Source organism: Paraflavitalea speifideaquila (assembly GCF_032395985.1).
Lineage (GTDB): Bacteria > Bacteroidota > Bacteroidia > Chitinophagales > Chitinophagaceae > Paraflavitalea > Paraflavitalea speifideaquila.
On sequence record NZ_CP135920.1, the window covers coordinates 1,770,804 to 1,791,520 of the forward strand.

A 20,717-nucleotide genomic window follows, 5' to 3' on the forward strand; every position below is an offset into this window, starting at 1 on the left:
TTTCCCTTACGGCTGTAATTGATATTAAAACAGGTGCCGACCTGTTTTCGATGACCAACCTTTTTGCTGTAACCCGTGGTCAGCACAAGATGACCCTGGCCGGCCGCAAAGAATGGATCCAATCCGAAGAAGCCAGGCTGGCTGCTGGTAAACCCCTCGATGAATGGCTGGCATCGGGCAATGCCAAAGGATATGTGCCCCAGGGTGTGGTGCAAACGGGTACCGATGCATCAGGCAAACCCATCTACAGCGCCAACACCAAACCCGTAGATCCCAATACCTATTGGCCCGGCTATTATGGCGATGATAAAGGCATTGCACCTCCTTTTATCTATGATGCCAGTTATATCAAAATGCGCGAGATCGTGATCTCCTATACCCTGCCTTCCAGGTTGTCGAAGAAAATAAGCGCACAAGGCATCTCCCTTTCAGTAGTGAGCCGCAATCCTTTCATCATCCATAAAAACGTACCCAATATTGACCCCGATTCCAATTACAACAATGGCAATGGACAAGGATTGGAATATGGTTCCCTGCCTGGACGCAGAAGCTGGGGTATTAACCTTAACGTAAAGTTTTAAATCTACCTCACCCAATACAACTGTTATGAAACAATATATATCCTTAATAGCTTTGGCAGTGGTGCTGGTAACATCCTGTAAAAAGTTTGGCGACATCAATACCGACCCTACCAAGTCTTCCAACCTCGATCCTTCGATCCAGTTGGGCTATGCACAACAAAAATTTTCCGGCGACCTCAATGTGCAGGAAAGGCTGAACATCATTCTTACCATGCCGCTGGTGGGGCACCTGGGTGGCGCCTGGGCCAACCAGTATGGACAATTCTACATCAAACAAGAACGCTTTTCCTCCCTGTTGTGGGAAGATAACTATGTGAATGAAATAAAAAATATCCTGGATGCCGAAGAGCGTACCCGCAACGTGAGCACCGCCAAAAACCTCAATGGCATGTGCCGGGTAATGAAAGTGTATCTCTTTGCACGCCTGACGGATATCTATGGGGATATTCCTTATTCAGAGGCCTCCAGTGCTTATTCAAAAGAAAAGCCTCTCCCAAATATGATAAGCAGGAAGATATTTATACCGACTTTTTCAAGCAGCTGGATACTGCCGCCACCAAATTCAATGAAGGACAGGATGTGGTGAGCAATGATGCTTTTACAAAGGCAGTGTAGCCAAATGGAAGAAGTTCACCGCTTCCCTGCGTTTACGACTGGCCCTGCGCCTGGCCAAACGCAATCCCACCAAAGCCAAAGAAGAAATACAGAAAGCCTATGCGGCCGGTGTGATCGCCTCGGCTGATGACAATTGCATGCTGAGGCACGATGATGTACAGAACGATTATACCGACTTGCGGGGCAATGGTGTATCAGCCGCCCTTAACCAAGGTGATTTTATTGCTTACAGAATGACTACTACCCTCATTGCCCAATTCCAAAACAGCAATGATCCTCGTTTCTATGTCATGGCCCGTAATTACCTGGACAAAGCTTTCAAGCCCTTCGAGCGCGTTGATATTACCGAGCAGGTAAAAGCACAGGTAGGTTCTTTTGGTGTTAAACCCACCGATTTTATATGGGACAACTGGCAGAATACCATTTATATCAATACACCCGATGCACAGAATGTGCCCGTATCAAACAACGAACAGTTTATACAGGCAGCTAATTGGCTGATAGCGCCCAATGCCCCTTTCCTGCACCTGGGTTATGCCGAAACAGAGCTCCTGTTGGCTGATGCTTCTATCAGGTTTAATATAACACTGGGCGTAAGTGCCGAAGAACATTATAAACGTGGCCTGGCAGCAGCCTGTCGGCAGTTGAGCATTTACCCCAATGCGCCGGCCATTGATGATGCTGCTATTACCAAATTCATTGCCGATAATGCCCTGGCGCCCGGCAAAGAGCTACAGCAGATCAATACTCAATTGTGGATCGTATACTTTTTAAATGGCCCCGAAGCCTATGCCAATGTGCGCAGGAGCGGATTTCCCGTATTGCCTTCAGGATTTAAAAGCGGATATTCAGATGCTACGCAGATGCCGCGCCGCATGGAATATCCCATTTCCGAAAAATCGCTCAATGCGACCAATGCCGGCGAAGCCATTACACGCATGGGTGGCAAAGATGATTGGAACAACCGCGTTTGGTGGGATATGCCATAAACGAACGGAGAGCCACCAGGGTGAGTCGTTCTTACCCAACGGCTCACCCCCTCAAGGGCCCACTGACAGGTAAACATGCTTTGAGCTAAGGAACAGCGTATTGGATCATTTAGAACATCATCAATCAAAATAGTATGCGTATTATCAATAAAAGAACTTTCCCCTTATTCATACAGGTTATTGGTGTGATGGCCTGTATTTCCATATTGCAGGCTTGCAAAAAGATATTGCCGATAATCCTGAATTTGGCGAGGGCGATTATCCCCGGATATTTTATGCCCAGGGCAATTTCCCTGCGGCCATCATCATCAACCAGGGAGGCAGCGCCAAATATGGTGGCATTACCTACTCCCCGGCCGGCAAAGTGAAGATCAGCTGGAAGGTAAATGAAGAAGTAAAATCGAATGATACCAGTTTCACCTTTGTACCCACCGCCGGTGGCGAATACAATATCAAGCTGGAAGTGGAAGTAAATGGATTGATATCCACCCGCAGTTCACAGGTAGTGGTAAAGCCTGCCTCCTATACCCCTAAGAACTTCAACAAAGTGGTGATGGGCTATCTCAGCTATGATGGTGTGGGTACCGATGTAAAATGGCCCTTTATTACCCACCTGGCTGCACAAGTGGGCAAGGTAAGTGCCGATGGTGCTTTGGATATTACAAGAGGCAATGCCAATCAACTGGCCGATGAACTGGTGGCCAGGGGCCATATCAGGGGTATACCTGTATTACTTACCCTGTTTGGCCGCCTTACACCGGTGGATGGCTGGGCCTTGTATGAGAGCGATGATATGGGCCCTGCCCTGCGCAGTGCTGCCTTACGTGCTGGCCTGGTGAAACAGGTAAAAGATTACCTGGCAGCATCGAAAATGGATGGTGTTGATGTGATGATGACCGATTTCAATGGCTCGCCCAGCTATAGCGCCAGCCTTACCGCCTTGGGCCTTTTGTAAAAGAATTAAGGGCTGCTTTACCCGCCAATGCAATTATTACCATCACGGCGGGTACCGGATGGCAACATTGGGAATACCCCGACCTGTCGGCAGTTGATTGGGTCAATGTACGCGCTTTTGAAGATGGGGTGCATGTAGGTCCTGGTGCCCCGGTAGGACAAGCTTCTTCCCTGGATTTTATGAAAACAGCCGCCAATATCTGGGCCCAATTCCACGTGCCCCCTTCCAAGGTAGTAGTGGGTTTCCCGGTATTTGGATTGCGGTATACAGCACTCGATGCCAATGGCAATTGCGCCAGCTGGTCGTCGTATGATTATGCCCCTTACAAAAGCATATTGGCTTTAGATGCTACTGCCGATACCAAAGAATACATCAATTCGGCCAAAGGGATCTATTTTAATGGGGTGCCCCTGATCAAAGAGAAAGCCAATTTCATTAAATCAAGCACCTATAAAGGAATGTATGGCTGGTACATTGATGCCGATGCAGCCGACTCCACCAAATCATTATTCCGTACCGTCTTCAGAGCACTGAATTAGGAAGAAAGCTTCGAGCTGCTAGCTACGAGATACGAGCGGAAAAGGTAAAGGTGGGTCGCTCTGCAGTAGCGCATCCGCTGCGCGGCAGAGCGGCTCACCTTCAAAGGGCTAGGCCTAAGCAAACGAATCAATTTTCACCATTGACTATTTACTAATGAAGCTAATCCATACACTATTTTTTATCCTCCGCTTCGCCTGTACCAAAAGCACGGCCCAAAAAGAATCCTTCCTGGTAGGCGGTTATGTACCATCCTGGAAAGATGGATCGACCATCGATTACAGCAGACTGACCCATGTCTTTTTCATTCGTGAAAGCCAATCCCGATGGTAGTTTACCAGCTTTCAATGCCCAGGAGCAGGCTGCCTTTGCACAGTTTATAAGCCGGTCGGTTGGTAAAAAAGGTTCATCAGCCTGGGTGGTGGTGGCGATCAAACCTTGCCAGCGATGGCTACTACCGAGGCGGGCCGCAATGCCTTTGCACAAAACTGCCTCCAGTTTTGCATAGACAATGACCTGCAGGGTGTAGACATGGATTGGGAGATCATACGCGACAATACCAATGCCGCCAATTATGAAGCCTTGATGAAGGTGCTGTCTGAAAAATTACATGCCCAACAATTATTACTGGTGGCCACCGTGGCCCATGGATGGGGTGGTGAATATTATACGGCCCATGCTTTAAAATATGCCGATTGGATTCAACTCATGGTGTATGACCAATCGGGCTCCTGGGCTGCCAGCCCTTATGGCAACCATGCTACTTTTCAGCATGTACTCGATGCCGTGGATTTCTGGAAACAGAAGGGGTATACCAAAACAGCCAATATGGTGATCGGTCTTCCCTTTTATGGCTATAAATTCAAGAGTGATGCAGGCGGTCTGGCCGATCAGGTACCGTATAATGAAATTGTTAACTGGTTTCCTTTCCTGGGAGCTGATGTAAATGAGCACAACCTCGTAGTATTTAACGGACCTGCCCTGATCAAAGAAAAGACCAGCTATGCCAAAAGAAAAGGTTTCAAAGGCGTAATGATCTGGGAAGTAACACAGGACGTGCCGGGCGATCAACCAAAATCTTTATTGAAGGCGATCGAGGAAGCGGTAAAGGAGTAAATAGATGTTGAATCAGCTTTTATTTTATTCTGGACTGAAGAAGCAAAGAAAAATAGGCTGTTTTCTTTCTGAAGCCACCTTCTTTCCCTGGCAAAAGCAGGTTTCCAGATAGGCATTAGCTTAGCGAATCTTACCGCTTCTTTTTCGAGTGGGGTAAAGGATGCGGTATCACTTTTATGCTGTATGCCCGGGTTGATAATTTGCCCGTCTTCGTCTACTATGAATTGCAACCCTATATAAGATTGAATGTCATCTGAGTCAATTAGAGCTTGAGGAATACGCAGATTTTTGGTGAGGAAACGCTGCCAGGAACCGGGACCTCCGTCAAATTGAGCTTCAATCTCCACCTGTGTGTAAACTGTTTTCTTAAGTGTCTTGTGGTAATAGGATTTGCAGCCGAGATCCAATGATTGTGCCCCTTGGGCGATTTCCTGATGCTGGCCACCAGCTAGCCAAAGCATCGGGATCAGAAATATATAATACGGGTTGAACATGTTGTTTTAGTAATTGGATGCGAAATTCCCTTATTTCCACAGCAGTGTTTTAGAGATTTGAAGAGGTGACACCTTTCCCTTGCATCGCAAGCGAAAGGTGTCACCTCTTATTGCCCCTGCGCAAATACAAGAATCGCAATAATGATCAGCAATACGATCAGGATAGTGAGGACTACCTTGGTAGTAGACACCGGTTTCTTACCATGTATCTTACCCGTTTGCCCATTGATCAGAAAATGATAAGTCTTTCTTTTATAGGCATACGTACACAGCCAGATGGGTAAAAGAATATACTTATAAGTTTGATCGAGTACGAGGTATTGACATCCAGGTCGCGGTAGGTATCAATGCGGCACAGATCAGCGCAGGATTCATAGATGGCGTCCTTCATGATGCCTTCTGCTTTGTCGTACCCTTCATTAACCGCAATATCATATACATCCGCCTTCCAGCCAGATAAGTACTTGGGGTCGAAGTTGACCAGCTCTCCCAATTGGTAGGGGAAAATGCTTTCATATTCCTTTTGTGATAGTTCCGTAGCGCCGCCGATCAGTATATCATCAAAGAAATGATCGTAGGTACCACTGCGGTAGATCCATTCCGTTTTCTGTACTTGTTTCGATTGCCGGTTGCCCTGACTATCTGTATAATATTCCGTTTCGTAATAATACCGTCCGCCATAACCACTCCATTGACTATTCGTTTGCGCGTCGTAGGTCCAGAAGGGGAGGTAGATGCCATGCAGCGCATCATGGCGGGCAACTTGTTGTAGATCACCAGGTGCCCACCAGCCTTTCCCGGTCCAGGTTTTAAATATGGTCAAGGACTGCTGCTGGTCCACTATAAAAGGGATCATGCCCGAAGGTTGTATGATCCGGGTTTTATAAGCTACCGGGTTGACCGCTTCATAGTTACAAAAGCTACAGGTAAAAGTGGGTGTTTCCGTAGTAAATACCGATTGCGAGCCGCAGCGATTACATTTATACACCAATTGCTCTACGGTCACCGCAGCATCCGTACTGCCGTTTAACTGTTGCCTTAGGTTATTTTCTTTAATGAGGTCAGTAGCTTTATCAATGGCTACCCTGGTGCCGCAATGCTCGCATACCAGCTGTTGTAACTTGGGGTTAAAATACAATTGTGCATTACATCCCGGGCAGGGAAAGAGCAATAAGGGTTCTGTTTGTACTTGTTCCATGAATTATGATCGTATCAATCGGGTTTCACATCAGTAAAATCCCTATTCAAATCCGCGCAATCAGTTTTAAATCTGCGTAATCAGCGATTACAGCTTGCCTAATATCTCCGCTTTCTTTTGGTTGAATTCATCTTCTGTTAAAATGCCCTGTGCTTTCAATTCGCTCAACTGCTTTAACACGTCCAGCAGCTTTTGCTTTTCGTTGGGGTCCACTGCAGGTGTATTATTGGCTTGTTGTTGTTGCTGTGGTTGTAACAGGTTCGTGAGGATCACCCCAGCGCCAATACCAGCCGTGCCGGCAGCTCCAGGGTTGTTGGCCAGGTTCTCCAGTGCAATGCCACCCTGCATTTGGTTGAACTGGTTGAGCTTGTCACTCAGCATATTCAGTTGCGTAGTTTTGTCCAGCATCTTTTCCACTTCTTCCGGAAGCGTTACATTTTCAATGTAGAATTTGCCCAGCTCGATACCCCAGGCATCGAACTCTGTTTGGAAGATGGGTTTTAATTTCTCTCCGATCTCCGTAAAGTTAGCGGCCAGGTCCAGCACCGAAATACCGGCTTCTGCCAGGCCCTCGGCCAGTTTGCTCACAATGGTATTCCTCAATTGCTCACTCACCCCGTCAATCCGTACCCAGGGGTTGGTGCCTGCAAATTCCTTGATGAATTTCTTGGGGTCAACAACCCGCATCGTATACGTACCAAAGGAACGTAAGCGCACCTGTTTGAATTCCGGATCACGCACGATCACTGGATTGGAAGTGCCCCATTTCAGGTTGGTGAACTGTTTGGTGCTTACATAAAATACATCCACCTTGAAGGGCGAATTAAACAGGTATTTCCAGGATTTGAGCGTAGTGGTGATGGGCATGTTATTCGTGGTGAGCTCATGCCGGCCGGGTTGGTATACATCTCCAAACTCTCCTTCATTCATCAATATCGCCACTTGCGATTCCCGCACCGTAAGCTGTGCACCATTCATGATCTTATTGCCCTTGTCGGGAAATTTGTAGATTACCGTATCCGTCGTGTCATCTACCCATTCAATGACCTCAATAAACTCATTCTTAATAAAATCAAACAGTCCCATAGAAGTTGTTTTTATTGGAAGAAAGATAACCACCTGTTAGTAGTCAAATAAATAGAAATATTACAATGGCCGGGGTAAAAATACGGGGATTCTGTAAATGCTTGTATTGTGTTGAATATTAATTAATACTGTATTTTCTACTCTTTGGCAGATTTGGTAAATTTGCCCTACTAAGGTAAAAAGCATGCCGTCAAAAAAGAAAGCTATAGTTATTCTTGATACTTCCATTGCTGAATTGAATATTCAGCTTGAAAATGTACTGAAAACAGAACTGGAAAAAAAGTCAGGATGAACCTGCCCCTGGTTTATAGAAATAGTTTCTGCAAGAAAGACAACCAATTTATTCATGAGTATCCCAATGGGAGAAAGTTGCTGATCCAACAGAACAGTAAAACTTCAGAAGAGATCGTTCTTAAAGAGCTTTAATGAAGGTTGTTGAAAAACCACACCTGTGATAAATTGATGCGCAACTGCGATTATCAAGAATCGTTTATACCGCTTTTAGTTTAACTCTGGAATGCAAATAAACCCTTTCAAGTTCAGGAACAGAAATATGTAAAGTAGAGGCTAATTCTTCCTTGGAATATCCTAAATCTGATAGGTAAGCACTAATAATTTCATTAATGATCCCTGGTGTTTCAGAGGGAATATTAACTGGTTCCTTTTTCCGATATCCCAAACTTCCAATTTGTGTCCATAAGTAGCGATATTGATTACCTGTAACCATACCAAGTGTATTGGCATACTTCAAAAGTGCGGCCATCGACACATACCAATATCCTTTTAAATCAGCTAGTTTTTCAATTGTTAGCCTAGTGAGATAGGGGCGTACATTATTTTCAGGAATGAGAAATTCAATGGCAAATTCATAGGCCTCATGTTCCAAATCTCTATCCAGACCGATTTTGTTTCCAAAATGCAATACCAAATGTCCTAGTTCGTGTGAAACGGTTAGTCTATATCTGTCCGGGGATAGATTTTTGTTAACAAATATTACCGGAATACTACCGTTGAAGAAAGTTGAAAAACCGTCTAGCTCACCTAGATCAAGTGCAATTATTACTACTCCATTATCTTCTATATACTTTGTAAGATTTGCAATTCGGCCTTTGGGAATTCTCCAAAAATCTCTCAGGAATTTTGCGCATATAGCTGGATTGCCATCTTCCACAACATCCCACTTAGGCAGTTTGGCTTCGGGTAATTCAACCTCATCCAGCATTGAAATTAAATGCCATTCTGCAATTGTCATTTGCGCAACGTATTGCTTCATTTTCTTAACCGGAATCGAAAATTTTCGCCTGTAATGACCCTCTACCAGAAATACTTTTTATCCTGGTAAAAAAGGTACTGGGGAAGTCTAATGACTTCGAAAAAGCTTTTATAATTTCCTCATCTGCTGGTAAAATTCCTTTTTCAATTTTAGATAATGTACCTTGCTCTATGCCAATACTGTTCGCTAATTCTTCCTGAGTGACACCCCTGATCTCTCTTGCAAGTTTTAATATTTCTGAATTTATTTTTCCATACCCTATTCATTATCAGTACCAGTTTTCTTTTCTCCGTCTTTGCTTTTCCCTTTTAGTTGGATACGCCTTTCAATTTCCCTATTGTTGAATCTTCTTTTTGTTCAAAATCCAGGATCGCTTGCTCCGCAGTGTATTTCCCAAATTCGTCAACCCATTCAAGTGTATCATTAATCCAGCAAGCAACATATATGCCCTTGATAACAGACCAGGTTTTGTCTGGTATATATCCCGCAAATAGGAATGTAGGTTTTTCCGGAAAACCGTCTATTTGCCCTTGCTTCATGTATTTGGTGTGTTGATGAGTATGCAAATTCCTGACTGAATAGGTATTATCCATCTTTTGAATCGAATAAATAACTCCTCTTGCAAAACCATCCCAAATACGCCATTGAAATCTTTTACTAAAATGCCATCACGGCCTGAGAACTGTTCTATTACGTATTTTTCAGTATGGTCATGAATTATGCCAGCCTTCGTTCGTGGCTTATAGTTAACAGGGCTAGCACCAAGGGTTCCGGAAAATTCCCTCATCTTCAGCCAGTCATTAAAACCACTTTGTATTACGTGTAATAAATCCTGATGTACAGTTTATAAGATTGGCTGCGCATCTTTCAGACGAAGAATTTGTCTGGACATATAGCATCGTTTGCACGAAGGTAAGTTATTTGCAAAAATCAATAAAAATATTCCGCATTTCCATGGATTAATATTCCTGATTTAATTTTATATAATTGGTAATGAATTAATTAGGAGAATTATAATTATGCATCGTTATTGAAATGTTGATCTCGTGAAAGGAAATTGCTAACGAGTTCAGTACAGAATCCCTCAATACAATAGTTGCATTAATGTAGAATATTGTTCAATTAATCCATGTTGATTGATCCTAACATTGACAATTCTTTCACTTAAAAAGCTTGTCGTATGTGTCAAAATCATGGCGTAGCCTATGTAAAACCCGTGGTAGTCGAGATCAGGGAAATCGAATACCCCAAACTGGCCTTGGGCAACCGGAAATGTGAACATGGCGTTATCCTCAAAATAGTATCCACCAATATCTGCGGCAGCGATCAGCATATGGTGCGCGGACGTACCACTGCCCCAGAAGGGCTCATCCTGGGTCATGAGATTACCGGACAGATCATCGAAACAGGCCGCGATGTAGAATTTATTAAAGTGGGCGACCTGGTTTCCGTTCCTTTCAATATAGCCTGTGGCCGTTGCCACAATTGTAAAGCCGGTCAAACAGGTATTTGCCTCAACGTCAATCCAGCCCGGCCAGGTGCTGCTTATGGTTTTGAAGCCCGCGGGCATGGGCATGATAGCAATACAGAGCATCCCGCCACCGTATTGAACTCCATTATGGAAATTACCCGTGCAGGCGGCCAATTGGGTATACCCGGCTTATATGTTACCGGTGATCCCGATGCTGTAGATAAAGCCGCTCAGATAGGAAGCCTTAGCATACGTATTGGTTTGGGTTGGGCCAAATCCCATTCCCTGCACACCGGACAATGCCCCGTTATGAAATACCATCGGCAACTTATGAATGCCATCTTATACGATAAGATCAAAATAGCGAAGGCTGTCAATGTGGAAGTGATCACCTTGCAGGATTCTGTGCGCGGATACCACGATTTCGACAAAGGCGTCGCCAAAAAGTTTGTGATCGACCCCCATGGCATGATCCCCAATTAATCAGTAAGTATAGCTTCATTCAATACAGGGCCGCATGGCAAGGTGCCGCCCTTTTTATATATTACCACAATAATCTGCGAAATCCATTTGCTGCCGCGATGGTCACTATCCTTCCTCAATCTTTTACACCTTCTCTCCTTCAACAATACTTACATCTGGAACCTTCAGGTCAATGACCCGGTTAAACTGTAAGCCAGCTTGCTCAAATAGTTGCTGAAATTCTGCTGCGGTACGTTCCCTTCCCCCGGTAACCACCATCATGTTTATATCCATGAATTTGCCCGGGTGAAACGTATTGCCTGGCGGAATTACCGCATCAACAACAAGCAGCTTGCTTCCTTTTTCATGGCGCGGTGGCAGCACTGTAACAAACGTATGGCATCAGCTTCGTGCCAGTCGTGCAGAATATATTTCATAATATAGGCATCGGCGCCGGCTGGGACCTCCTTAAAAAATCGCCACCTTGTACCGTGCATTGGTCGTTCATTCCATTCGCTTCAATAGCCAACTTTGTTTTTCCGCTACATAAGGAGCGTCGAAAACAATGCCCTTTAATTGTGGAGCAGATTTTGCAATGCTCATCAGCAAGCCCCCATTGCCCCCGCCAATATCTACAAGGGTATTAAGCCTGGAAAAATCGTATGCTTCTACAATGGCTTTTTCGGAATATTGTGTAAGCCTCGTCATGGCCTGCATAAAATTCACCCCCGCTTCCTCGTTTGTAGCATAATATTGCCAAAGGTCCATCTTATAATACTGATCAAAAGCCGTACCGCCTGTTTGTACCGTGTGCAGCAATTGTCCCCAGGGATTGTATAATTCTCCATGTTCTGCCAGTATAAAATGTTTCATGGTGCCCGGTGCATCGCTCAATAGGGCAGTAGCATCGGGAGTGAGCGAAAAAACTGCCGTTCCTATTTCTTCAAATATACCTTTAGATGCCAATGCCCGCAGCACTCGGTAAAGGGATGGGGCATGCGTTCCGGTTGCAGATGCAAGCGCCTCCACTGATCTCGGTCCGTTATAAAGATGATCTGAAATATTCAGCTTCGCTGCTACAAATACACAACAGGAGTACCAGTGATACTCAAGTACCTGGAGCATTTTTTTGTGGGTCCGGCAGTATGTTCGTCTTGCATGATGTTGTATTTTTGTTTATTATAAAGATTATTTCCTGAATTCTAGCCTTATCGCTACAAAATAGCCGCTTCCCTGTATCACATTGGCTGCATGTAAAGTGCCGGCAGGTATCCAGATGCTGTGGTTTCCTTCCATTTCGTATGTTTCTTCTCCGAGTTGTATTAGGTACCGTAATGAATCGCCAATCAGGATGTTGATCTCATCAAAATCATTATGTGTGTGTGGCTTTGTATAAGGTGATGGCCGAACCTGCAAATCCTGGACCTTATGGATGGCAAGATGGAGGGGAAGTCCTGGGCAGTGAAACGTTCTATTCCTTCTACATCACTGTGATAGGGAATCGAGCTCAGGGGCTGCTGATATTTTTCACAAATAGTGAATACCGTGGGTAGCTTTGTAGATTATCGTTCATAGTAAGTTGATTAATGAAAAAGTATTTTGGTTTTTTATGGCAGCTTTTCTAATTCAATAATGTTGCATTCAGGGAACCTGTGGGTATGGATTGGATATACTGTAATCCCGCAGATGCTGCAAGTTGTTTAAACTCCTGTTCTGTGCGTTCCTTACCGCCCTGCACTATCAGCATATTGATATCCATGAATTTGCCAGGATGATAGTCATTGCCCTCGGTTAATACAGCTTCCAGCACCAGCAACTTGCTTGCTGGTTTCATAGCTTCCGCACAGTTTTTCATGATCTGCAAAGCCCGCTCATCTGGCCAGTCGTGTAGAATATTTTTTAGAATATAACAATCTGCTCCTGTAGGCACGGATTCAAAAAGTTACCCGGTATAATACTGCACCTTGTTTTCAGCGCTGGTAGGTCTCCAACTTCGGGTATGGCGGCTATAACATTAGGTTGATCAAATAAAATCCCCATGCTTTGTGGTGCTGAGGCCAGGATGCTCCCTAATAGCGTACCATTTCCACCGCCTATATCTGCTACGACTGCAAACTTCGAAAAATCATAAGTTGCTATCACATTCCTGATCACCGGCCTGGTATGATTTTCCATAGCCTGGATGTAATTACTACGTTGCTGTGGATGCAAGCAGTAATATTCCCACACTGGCAGCCCATGTACCTTTGTAAAACTGGGCTGGCCCGTTTGAACGCTATACAGAAGATCACCCCAGGGAACAAACCTTTCTCCCAACATACATAGAATCCAGGACCGCATGGAATCAGGATTGCTGCTCGTTAGGGTAGTGCCCAATGGCGTCAGTGAAAATGTTCTTTCCTTCTCTTCTCTAAACACCCCCAGGCCCGCCAGCGCACGTAATAAGCGATAAAGTCCATCGGGGTTACACCCCGTTGCGCTGGCAAGGGCATTAGCCGTTTGAGACCCCTGTTCCAACATGTCTGCAACTCCAATCCGAACGGCTGTATACAAACAGCATGATCGCCAGAAAGCAATTGAAAGTTCAAACATTTCGCCGGCAGGCGAGGCAAGCGGCTGAGCAGATGAAGTTTCCATAGTGAAAAAGTTAAGTAAACAAATTATGGGAACAACCCAGGCGCCCAGGGCCTGGGGTCTATCTCTTTAAATTTTGCCCGGCGAAAGACGGCCTTCAACTCATAGGGTACGGTACAATCGAATATCGTTTTGCAACTGATACCTTTTCCCCTTATACTGCTATTATATTCTGGTGTCTGTGAAGGGTCGAGCGGATGACACCTCACACCAGGAATGAATATGGTGCTGGCATCTCCCTGAAAACGGGTCGTTAATGCCCACAATACATCGCTGCTATCGAATATATCTACATCTTCATCCACTAAAATGATCTGCTTCAATTCCGAAAATACGCCCAGCGCCAATATGGCGGCCTGTCGTTCACGCCCCTGATCAAGCGGGCCTTGTTTATGGATTTGCATAATGCAGAGCAGCTTACCACCACCCGAAGTATGGGCATAAACGTTTTTAACAAGGCCTGGCCTGGCTGCTTCTACCGCATTGTAAATACTTGCTTCTGTGGGCAGCCCTGCCAGGTTGGTACATTCCTCCCCTGGGCCTACCAGTGTTTGCAGGATCGCATGCCGACGCATCGTAATCGCTTTAATTTTAATAACGGGCAAAGCCGGGTTCGCTTTTCCTTCATAACCTGTAAACTCGGGCATTGCATGTCCTGTATTGGTATGCTGATCTTCCCTGACCCGTATGTTTGGCAAAATTTCCCCTTCAATCACTATTTCTGCGTGCGCTATTGATTTTTGTGGAATAGTAATACAATTCACTAACTCCACAGGTTGCCCCCTTAATCCACCAGCCACAGACAATTCATCAAAACCTAATGGCGTGGTAGGTGCCTCAAAACAGGCTCCTATATAAATAGCAGGATCAAGACCCATATTAATGGATACTGGCAAAGCTTTTCCCGCAGCCTCTGCCTTAGCCCTGAATACATCTATATGGCGCCCGGGTGCAAAAAGATGGATAATTCATCCTTTCCCTGCACACATAACCTATGGATAGTAACATCATTATATCCGGTATCGGGATCAGTGCCAAGAACCAACCCCAGGCAAAAAAATGGTCCTGCATCATCTGGAGCATTGGTGGGTGCAGGTATGATTTTCATAATGTCGAAGCCTGGATCAGTTGCCCTGTACACTATTTCCTGACATACCCCCTGTTTATTTTCCACCAGTACCGGGGAATTGGATTCCTGACTGCTTTTCCAAGATAAATACCAAGTTCCTCAGCCGGGGCCCCCAGCAAAGCAGCAACCCGCTCGCGGCTGGCCATTAATCCTACCAGCACACGTGCATCTGCATATCCTTTCACATTATTGAAAATCATGGCAGGACCTGTACGGGTAGGCCTTTCTACAGTACCACCCGCACCAATGAGCTTATAGATGCCAGCCAGGTCGGCATTAGGGTCTACCGGTTCATCCGTCTGCAACAATTGCCCAGGCAATTGTTCAAGCATAGCCAACGCACTACGAAGATCATATATGACTGGCATAGATAATGAGTCCGGTATTGTATCAAAAGGGGCTATCATTCAGTAAGAAAAGGTTTATAGGTGCACCCAGACAGGTTCGGGTAAAATTAAGTGGCAGTACTGTAATTTTATTTCAGTTGAATACTGCTATTAGGAATATCTATTCCGTTAAGCCAAACACCCTATCCATTAAGCGATCATGTGATCGCCCCTGCTCCCGGTTTAATTTGGTGCTTCCTTAAAACATGATCGATATGAAAAAGTATACTCCATCGTTTATTGCCTGCTGGTACTCTTCACTACCGGCACTGCCCAGGGTATCTACCAGTTCTGGGGCGTTGCCGAGCGTGGTGGCAACAATGACCAGGGTACCCTGTTCTCCGCCAAATATGATGGCACCGGTATCAGGGCATACAATGCTTTCAATATATCCACGCCCGGAGGGCAGCCTTATGATGCAGGGGTGATCGCTGCAAACGGCAAGCTATATGGTATGCTGCCCAGTGCCGGCAAACAAAGCTGGGGCCTCATTTATGAGTACGATCCCCTGACCTTTACGTATACCAAAAAGATCGACTTCTATGATTATGGTATTAATAAGCCCAGGGTACCATGGTAATCCACAATGGATTATTGTATGGTATTGTAGAGGGTGGAGGGATCACAAAGGCAGTCTTGTTTGAATACAACCCCATGAGCAATGCCCTGGCCATCAAACACATTTTCCAGGGTACTACCGGTTACGTTCCGGATGCCAATATCACAGTGGCCTTTGATAAAATTTATGGTACTACTTTCAACGGAGGGGTAGATGCGGGTGTGATCTATAGCTTTGACCTGGAAACGAATGTATTTTCCAAACTGGCCGAATTTCCTCATGCCATGGGGTATTACCGCAATGGCGCTTTGCTGGAGTACCAGCATAAATTGTACGGTACAACGGTTGCTGGCGGTACATTGAATGACGGTATCTTATTTAGCTTCGACCTCAACACCAATACCCTGAACAAAATAGCGGATATGGCTTCCATAGGCGCTGCCGAAGCTTCAGGCGGTATGGTGCGATTTTTCAACAACGGGACCAAGTTCTATGGCGGTACACGGGAGGGTGGTGCCAACAATGGCGGTGTTATTTATGAGTACGATCCGCTGGCGAATAAATTGACGAAAAAGATCGACCTCAGTGCTACCATGGGCACCTTTATCAACGGCGCCATGGTAGTATACGATCAAAAGCTGTATGGCCTCGCCCGTTCAGGCGCTTCGATGAGCCAGGGCACTTTGTTCAGGTACGATCCCGTGCTGAATCAATACCAGCCCCGGCTCATCTTCCAGCGCGAATTTTCCGGCGCTTATCCGGTGGGTACCTTATGCCTGTACAATGACAAGCTGTATGGACTGCCCAACGAAGGAGGCGCCAATAACCAGGGAGCCCTTATTGAATACGATCCCGATGTGAACGGATACCACAGGCGGGTAGACCTCGGCTCCAGCAATGGCTTTAGGCCTGAAGGCAAGCTTACCTATTACAGTGGCAAGCTGTACGGTGTCACAAGTTCAGGAGGTAATTTCAACAAAGGCGTCATATATTCCTACGACATCGCTACGCACACGTATGCCATCCGGTACCATATGACCACCGCAACCGGCAATGTAGATGATGAGGGGGTATGATGCTTTTCAACAACAGGCTTTATGGCGTAACCAAATATGATGACGGCAATGAAGGCGTACTGTATGAATTCAATCCCCTCAATGATCAATATACCGTAAAGCATTATTTCGAAATAGCAACAGGTATGATGCCATTGGGAATCCCCGTGTACTACAATGGCAAACTCTATGGTACAGCTTACCTGGGTGGTGGTAATTCAATGGTGTGCTCTACGAATACGACCTGGCTACCAGTACCTATTCGGTGAAAGTGACCTTTGGCGGCTCCTTTGGCAAATGGCCCTGCGCCGGGCTCACCCTGCACAACGGCAAAATATACGGCACTGCCGCCGGTGGTGGCGCCAATGATGCAGGTACCTTGTTTGTGTACACACCGGCCGGCAATGGTTTTCAGAAATTGTATGATTTTTCGCCGGCCCAGGGTGAACATCCGCGGGCTACCCTGGTGGTGTTCAACAACAAACTCTACGGCACTACCAATATGGGCGGTGCACCCGATGGCAATGGCGTTTTGTACTCCTACAACCTGGGAACGGGTGTATACACCAAACACCATGAGTTCAAATCACCCGGCGGAAATTATCCAATGGCAAGCCTTGCTATACTCAATAATAAATTTTATGGAACCACCTGGCGAGGGGCGATGTATATGATGGCGGTGTGTTGTATGAATACGATCCGGTGATGGATAATTACCAGCAGAGGTCCGCTTTCAATGTGATAAATGGTAGTAGCCCACGGTTTACCCAGCTTACCACTGTGCCTGCCCTCGTAGCTACTGGCGCCCCCGGCTCCTGTACACCCGGTGGATCGGCAATGATCAATACCACCAACAATACTACCTGGGTGCCCTTTACCGATGACGAAGGGTATGCTGTGGCCGAGATCAATGCCAATGGCAATAACCTCGGCAACGTATCTATTAGCTTCTATACCCACAATGGCGCCACGAGAAAAGATGCAGCCGGCAGGTTGTACCTTGACCGCAATATCAGCATCACCGTAGCTAACCAACCCGCCACACCTGTAAGCGTACGCTTTTATATTCGTAAGACTGAATTTGAATCCTTAAAAATACCCCTGCATCTGGCCTCTTGAACGTAAGTGATCTAACCATTTTTAAAAACGAAGAAGCCTGTTCCAGCGAGGTGGGTGCCAAAGCAACCCCCATTATAGCTACCGTCACCACCTGGGGCCTGGATTATGTGTACACAGCACAGGTGAACCATTTTTCTTCTTTCTACTTCGCCAGTAAGGCATACGCAGCCCTGCCGGTAAAACTGGAATATTTTAAAGGTGTAACCGGGCCGGTAACCAACAGGTTGCAATGGAAAGCTTCCTGCACCGAAAACACCGACTTTATCGTAGAACGGAGTACCGATGGCATCCACTTCCTGCAGATAGGTTTGGTATTGGCCACTGTAGGCGATTGCAATAACCCTTTTGAGTTGGCCGATCAAAACCCAATTGCCGGTAAAGCCTATTACCACCTGCAAATGAAAGAAAGCAATGGTGCCATCACTTATGCATCCATCATTATGCTCGATCGTGGACTCGCGCAGCAATTAACTGTTCAATTAATGCCCAATCCCGTTACCGGTAGTCAAGCCATTTTTAGTATCCAGTCGCCCATTGATCAGCTTATTCCGGTAGCTGTCTATGATGCAACCGGCCGGTTGGTAGCGCGTACCCAATGGCTCGTACAAAAGGGCAGCCAGGTAAAGACTTTGAGGTGCAAAAACTGCTGCCGGGTATCTATAATGCCGTATACCAGGAAGGAGGAATAAACCGCTCTATGCACCTTGTGCGACAATAAGAAAGAAATAGCAGCACTATAAGTGAGGATTGGCCCCCAATTAAACCTGCTTTGGGCCAATCCTCATTAGTTGATAACCATCTTTGTAGCCGCTAAGCCGGTGCTATTTCTCCGCCCACTCCACCCATAGCCTCCAGACCGCGTATGAGTATCACCGGCTGGCTGAAAAGAACCTGATTCTCCACTAGCCACCAGCCATTCCTCATTAGCCGCTTCCAAATTAATTTCCCAAACCATGTAAGGGTATTGTTTGGCACAAGGGTTCCAATACTAAAGCAATCACATGCACTACGAAGAGGTGGAAAAGTGCCGGCAATTGACCAGGATGCTACTCTATATGGTGATTCCTATACTGGTGGTTATCCTCGCAGGCATGATCCTTTTACTTGTTGTGCTATTAAGCTGATACTATGTATACCACTGCCGATTATATTACCCGCGGATCCAGGTTTGTACGCAATCAATTACAACCTGCAAAGAAAGTATTGTCCACCCTCATGATCTATGCTACCGATCTGTGCAATTCACGTTGTAAGCATTGCCTGATATGGGCCAAACGGCCAGTGGTCCACCTGCCCAAGGACACCATCATTGAGATCATGCAAAGCGATTGCATCAATAGTTCAACGACGATCGGCCTGGAAGGCGGTGAGTTCCTCCTCCATCCACAGGCTTTTGAAATACTCGAATGGTTTCACCAACACCATCCCAATTTCGATTTGTTGTCCAACTGCCTCCAGCCCGAAAAAGTGATCCGGGCAGTAGAACAATTTCCGCCCCAAAGACTATTCATTTCACTGGATGGCACCCGCGAAACCTACCAACACATGCGGGGTAAAGATGGTTATGATAAAGTGCTGCAGGTGATCACTGCGCTGAAAGCTACATGCAGGATATCTGTGATGTTTACCCTTTCCCCTTACAATAGTTTTGCCGACCTGACCCATGTAATGGAAGTTTGTAAAACCCATGCCATTGACTTGCGGGTAGGCATCTACAACAATATCTCCTATTTTGATACCGTTGAGAAAGCACATGACACAGCCAATGCCAGCAAAGCAGCCCAGGGGGAGATGGCTGCACAACCGGCTGCTACATTCAACATTCCAGCAGACATTATTGAGCAGCTGGGTCATTTTGAAGAAAACCTCGACTTCCTCTTGTTGTACCAGCATTGGCAACAAGGCCAGTTAAAATTGCCCTGCTATTCTATTTTCGACAGCCTGGTTGTTTTACCCAATGGCGATGTACCAATTTGTCAAAACCTCGACCTCAAGCTGGGCAATATTTATCAAGCAAGCCTCGACACTATTTTCAATGATGCCGTAACCATTGAACAGCAAAAGAAACATTGCCGCGATTGCAATGGCTGCTGGATCAATTTTCACCGGAAATATGATATCACCTTATTCCGCCAAATGGAACAATGGGTAGGCCCCGGGCTAACCAGCCGTATCCTGGGTAAATACCAATGGAATGACCATCTGGAGCGGTTTAAAAAAATAATGGCAAAATATGGATCCAACGTTTCATAGACTTTAACAGGTTGTTGGTAGGAAATGACTGCTTTGTTTAGTAAAAAGTGGGAGTATTGTACTTGATTTGCTCCAATTGCCCCTGTCCGGCTCAATACCTGTAGGTGCAACGGTAGGGGGAGATAACTTGTCTATTGTTTTCTAACCCCTTGGAGCGTTTTGAGGTAGTTTTACAGACAAAGCGGGGGGACCTTTTAACGTGTTGAAAGTATCAGGCAATAACCATCAGTTGGCAAAATTTGAACAACTCTTTCATGATTACCATGCAAAGCTGCATCGGTATGCCTTTACCTTACTCAAGGATGCCGATGCCGCCAGCGATATAGTACAACTTGTTTTCAAAAAGCTATGGGAAAAACGCGATGAATTGTTGATGGAAGAGCATATTAAGGCGTACCTGTACAAAGCTACCCACAACCTATGCCTCAATAGCATCCGCGATCAAAAATTAAGGGTCCGGCATGTGCAGGCCATGGCCATGAATGCACCCATGATGGCTGCTAACGCGCGGGATAAAGTGGTGGTGAGCGAACTGTCCGTAAAAATAAAATCCGTCACCGATAGCCTGCCTGCCCAGTGCCGCCTTGTTTTTATTAAAAGCCGCGTCGAAGGCATGAAATACACAGATATTGCTAATGAGTTGAATATTTCAGTAAAAACTGTGGAAGCACAGATCGGTAAAGCATTGAAAATATTTCGTGCTCGATTGGGCGAATACCTTTGCCTGCTTATCTTGTATGCAAATAGTTGGTTATAAATGTAGTAAACAATAGTGAACCAAAACCCTCCCATAGTAATCAATGAA

General features: G+C 45.7%; 25 protein-coding genes and 5 pseudogenes. 16 read left to right on the forward strand and 14 right to left on the reverse strand.

The genetic code is table 11. The features are described from left to right. Positions 1 to 792: 792 nt before the first annotated feature. The 5 genes and pseudogenes from RS881_RS59350 to RS881_RS12330 all read left to right on the forward strand — a co-directional run. Positions 793 to 996, forward strand: a pseudogene (locus RS881_RS59350) (hypothetical protein); the annotation flags it as partial. Continuing rightward, positions 972 to 1,196, forward strand: coding sequence for a SusD/RagB family nutrient-binding outer membrane lipoprotein (locus tag RS881_RS59355; protein WP_350340116.1), 225 nt, complete (start codon positions 972 to 974; stop codon positions 1,194 to 1,196). The pseudogene RS881_RS59350 and the gene RS881_RS59355, both read left to right, overlap by 25 nt. After that, positions 1,190 to 2,185: pseudogene (locus RS881_RS12320) on the forward strand (SusD/RagB family nutrient-binding outer membrane lipoprotein); the annotation flags it as partial. The gene RS881_RS59355 and the pseudogene RS881_RS12320, both read left to right, overlap by 7 nt. Positions 2,186 to 2,399: 214 nt before the next feature. Further along, positions 2,400 to 3,140, forward strand: a complete 741-nt coding sequence (locus tag RS881_RS12325; protein WP_315821343.1) for a hypothetical protein — start codon at positions 2,400 to 2,402, stop codon at positions 3,138 to 3,140. 41 nt (positions 3,141 to 3,181) lie between these two features. After that, the gene (locus RS881_RS12330; RefSeq protein WP_315824455.1) at positions 3,182 to 3,679 is read left to right on the forward strand and encodes a glycoside hydrolase family 18 protein; all 498 of its coding nucleotides are present in this window, start codon (positions 3,182 to 3,184) and stop codon (positions 3,677 to 3,679) included. A 172-nt stretch (positions 3,680 to 3,851) separates the two neighbouring features. On the opposite strand, the gene RS881_RS12335 is transcribed toward RS881_RS12330, so the two are convergent. Further along, positions 3,852 to 4,112, reverse strand: a complete 261-nt coding sequence (locus RS881_RS12335; protein ID WP_315821344.1) for a hypothetical protein — start codon at positions 4,110 to 4,112, stop codon at positions 3,852 to 3,854. Positions 4,113 to 4,124: 12 nt separating this feature from the next. Between RS881_RS12335 and RS881_RS12340 the strand changes: the two genes are divergently transcribed. After that, entirely contained in the window at positions 4,125 to 4,793 is a 669-nt protein-coding gene (locus tag RS881_RS12340) for a glycosyl hydrolase family 18 protein (RefSeq protein ID WP_315821345.1), read from the forward strand. Here RS881_RS12340 and RS881_RS12345 read toward each other — a convergent pair. The 3 genes from RS881_RS12345 to RS881_RS12355 form a co-directional block, all read right to left on the reverse strand. After that, positions 4,745 to 5,287, reverse strand: a complete 543-nt coding sequence (locus tag RS881_RS12345; RefSeq protein ID WP_315821346.1) for a hypothetical protein — start codon at positions 5,285 to 5,287, stop codon at positions 4,745 to 4,747. The two genes, RS881_RS12340 and RS881_RS12345, sit on opposite strands and share 49 nt — an antisense overlap. 229 nt (positions 5,288 to 5,516) lie before the next feature. Continuing rightward, positions 5,517 to 6,485 carry a TFIIB-type zinc ribbon-containing protein gene (locus RS881_RS12350; RefSeq protein WP_315821347.1) on the reverse strand — a complete coding sequence of 323 codons (969 nt, stop codon included), beginning with the start codon at positions 6,483 to 6,485 and terminating at the stop codon, positions 5,517 to 5,519. An 87-nt stretch (positions 6,486 to 6,572) separates the two neighbouring features. Continuing rightward, on the reverse strand, positions 6,573 to 7,571 hold the full coding sequence (locus tag RS881_RS12355) for an SPFH domain-containing protein (protein WP_315821348.1): 999 nt from the start codon (positions 7,569 to 7,571) through the stop codon (positions 6,573 to 6,575). 288 nt (positions 7,572 to 7,859) lie between these two features. On the opposite strand from RS881_RS12355, the gene RS881_RS12360 reads away from it, so the two are divergent. Then, positions 7,860 to 7,997 carry a hypothetical protein gene (locus tag RS881_RS12360; RefSeq protein WP_315821349.1) on the forward strand — a complete coding sequence of 46 codons (138 nt, stop codon included), beginning with the start codon at positions 7,860 to 7,862 and terminating at the stop codon, positions 7,995 to 7,997. A gap of 64 nt (positions 7,998 to 8,061) precedes the next feature. On the opposite strand, the gene RS881_RS12365 is transcribed toward RS881_RS12360, so the two are convergent. From RS881_RS12365 to RS881_RS12370, 3 genes are read right to left on the reverse strand one after another with little or no spacing between them, the layout of a single operon-like run. Next, positions 8,062 to 8,823 carry an ImmA/IrrE family metallo-endopeptidase gene (locus RS881_RS12365; protein ID WP_315821350.1) on the reverse strand — a complete coding sequence of 254 codons (762 nt, stop codon included), beginning with the start codon at positions 8,821 to 8,823 and terminating at the stop codon, positions 8,062 to 8,064. Between the two features lie 25 nt (positions 8,824 to 8,848). Beyond that, positions 8,849 to 9,106, reverse strand: coding sequence for a type II toxin-antitoxin system RelB family anti-toxin (gene relB / locus RS881_RS59360; protein WP_350340211.1), 258 nt, complete (start codon positions 9,104 to 9,106; stop codon positions 8,849 to 8,851). Positions 9,107 to 9,152: 46 nt separating this feature from the next. Next, positions 9,153 to 9,383, reverse strand: a complete 231-nt coding sequence (locus RS881_RS12370) for a hypothetical protein (RefSeq protein ID WP_315821351.1) — start codon at positions 9,381 to 9,383, stop codon at positions 9,153 to 9,155. 641 nt (positions 9,384 to 10,024) lie between these two features. Between RS881_RS12370 and RS881_RS12375 the strand changes: the two genes are divergently transcribed. Then, positions 10,025 to 10,798: an alcohol dehydrogenase catalytic domain-containing protein gene (locus tag RS881_RS12375; RefSeq protein WP_315821352.1), complete on the forward strand. Its 774-nt coding sequence runs from the start codon at positions 10,025 to 10,027 to the stop codon at positions 10,796 to 10,798. A gap of 123 nt (positions 10,799 to 10,921) precedes the next feature. On the opposite strand, the pseudogene RS881_RS12380 reads toward RS881_RS12375, so the two are convergent. The 7 genes and pseudogenes from RS881_RS12380 to RS881_RS12410 all read right to left on the reverse strand — a co-directional run bounded on the left by RS881_RS12380 (position 10,922) and on the right by RS881_RS12410 (position 14,908). Then, a pseudogene (locus RS881_RS12380) lies at positions 10,922 to 11,274 on the reverse strand (methyltransferase). A gap of 7 nt (positions 11,275 to 11,281) precedes the next feature. Beyond that, positions 11,282 to 11,902 carry a methyltransferase gene (locus RS881_RS12385; protein WP_315821354.1) on the reverse strand — a complete coding sequence of 207 codons (621 nt, stop codon included), beginning with the start codon at positions 11,900 to 11,902 and terminating at the stop codon, positions 11,282 to 11,284. 63 nt (positions 11,903 to 11,965) lie between these two features. Next, positions 11,966 to 12,193 carry a cupin domain-containing protein gene (locus RS881_RS12390; protein ID WP_315821355.1) on the reverse strand — a complete coding sequence of 76 codons (228 nt, stop codon included), beginning with the start codon at positions 12,191 to 12,193 and terminating at the stop codon, positions 11,966 to 11,968. A 205-nt stretch (positions 12,194 to 12,398) separates the two neighbouring features. Next, positions 12,399 to 13,414 (reverse strand): annotated as a pseudogene (locus RS881_RS12400) (methyltransferase). Positions 13,415 to 13,437: 23 nt separating this feature from the next. Continuing rightward, the gene (locus tag RS881_RS59365; protein WP_350340212.1) at positions 13,438 to 13,986 is read right to left on the reverse strand and encodes a UbiD family decarboxylase; all 549 of its coding nucleotides are present in this window, start codon (positions 13,984 to 13,986) and stop codon (positions 13,438 to 13,440) included. A 24-nt stretch (positions 13,987 to 14,010) separates the two neighbouring features. Beyond that, positions 14,011 to 14,585, reverse strand: a pseudogene (locus tag RS881_RS59370) (UbiD family decarboxylase domain-containing protein); the annotation flags it as partial. Continuing rightward, positions 14,552 to 14,908 carry a UbiD family decarboxylase domain-containing protein gene (locus RS881_RS12410; protein ID WP_315821359.1) on the reverse strand — a complete coding sequence of 119 codons (357 nt, stop codon included), beginning with the start codon at positions 14,906 to 14,908 and terminating at the stop codon, positions 14,552 to 14,554. The gene RS881_RS12410 and the pseudogene RS881_RS59370, both read right to left, overlap by 34 nt. Before the next feature lie 442 nt (positions 14,909 to 15,350). Between RS881_RS12410 and RS881_RS12415 the strand changes: the two genes are divergently transcribed. The 8 genes from RS881_RS12415 to RS881_RS12450 all read left to right on the forward strand — a co-directional run bounded on the left by RS881_RS12415 (position 15,351) and on the right by RS881_RS12450 (position 20,669). Next, entirely contained in the window at positions 15,351 to 15,506 is a 156-nt protein-coding gene (locus RS881_RS12415; protein ID WP_315821360.1) for a hypothetical protein, read from the forward strand. Next, entirely contained in the window at positions 15,500 to 16,561 is a 1,062-nt protein-coding gene (locus tag RS881_RS12420; RefSeq protein WP_315821361.1) for a choice-of-anchor tandem repeat GloVer-containing protein, read from the forward strand. Before RS881_RS12415 ends, RS881_RS12420 begins: the two co-directional genes overlap by 7 nt. Then, positions 16,558 to 16,809 carry a hypothetical protein gene (locus RS881_RS12425; protein WP_315821362.1) on the forward strand — a complete coding sequence of 84 codons (252 nt, stop codon included), beginning with the start codon at positions 16,558 to 16,560 and terminating at the stop codon, positions 16,807 to 16,809. The genes RS881_RS12420 and RS881_RS12425 overlap by 4 nt, the downstream gene beginning before the upstream one ends. Continuing rightward, complete coding sequence (locus RS881_RS12430) at positions 16,767 to 17,246, forward strand: choice-of-anchor tandem repeat GloVer-containing protein (RefSeq protein WP_315821363.1); 480 nt, start codon at positions 16,767 to 16,769, stop codon at positions 17,244 to 17,246. The genes RS881_RS12425 and RS881_RS12430 overlap by 43 nt, the downstream gene beginning before the upstream one ends. Then, positions 17,222 to 17,659 (forward strand): hypothetical protein, encoded by a 438-nt coding sequence (locus RS881_RS12435; RefSeq protein ID WP_315821364.1) that lies wholly within the window; start codon positions 17,222 to 17,224, stop codon positions 17,657 to 17,659. The genes RS881_RS12430 and RS881_RS12435 overlap by 25 nt, the downstream gene beginning before the upstream one ends. Beyond that, a complete protein-coding gene (locus RS881_RS12440; RefSeq protein ID WP_315821365.1) occupies positions 17,656 to 18,348 on the forward strand; it encodes a hypothetical protein in 693 nt (230 codons plus the stop codon). The genes RS881_RS12435 and RS881_RS12440 overlap by 4 nt, the downstream gene beginning before the upstream one ends. A gap of 439 nt (positions 18,349 to 18,787) precedes the next feature. Continuing rightward, positions 18,788 to 19,912, forward strand: coding sequence for a radical SAM protein (locus RS881_RS12445; protein WP_315821366.1), 1,125 nt, complete (start codon positions 18,788 to 18,790; stop codon positions 19,910 to 19,912). 199 nt (positions 19,913 to 20,111) lie between these two features. Further along, a complete protein-coding gene (locus RS881_RS12450) occupies positions 20,112 to 20,669 on the forward strand; it encodes an RNA polymerase sigma-70 factor (protein WP_315821367.1) in 558 nt (185 codons plus the stop codon). Positions 20,670 to 20,717 lie beyond the last annotated feature (48 nt).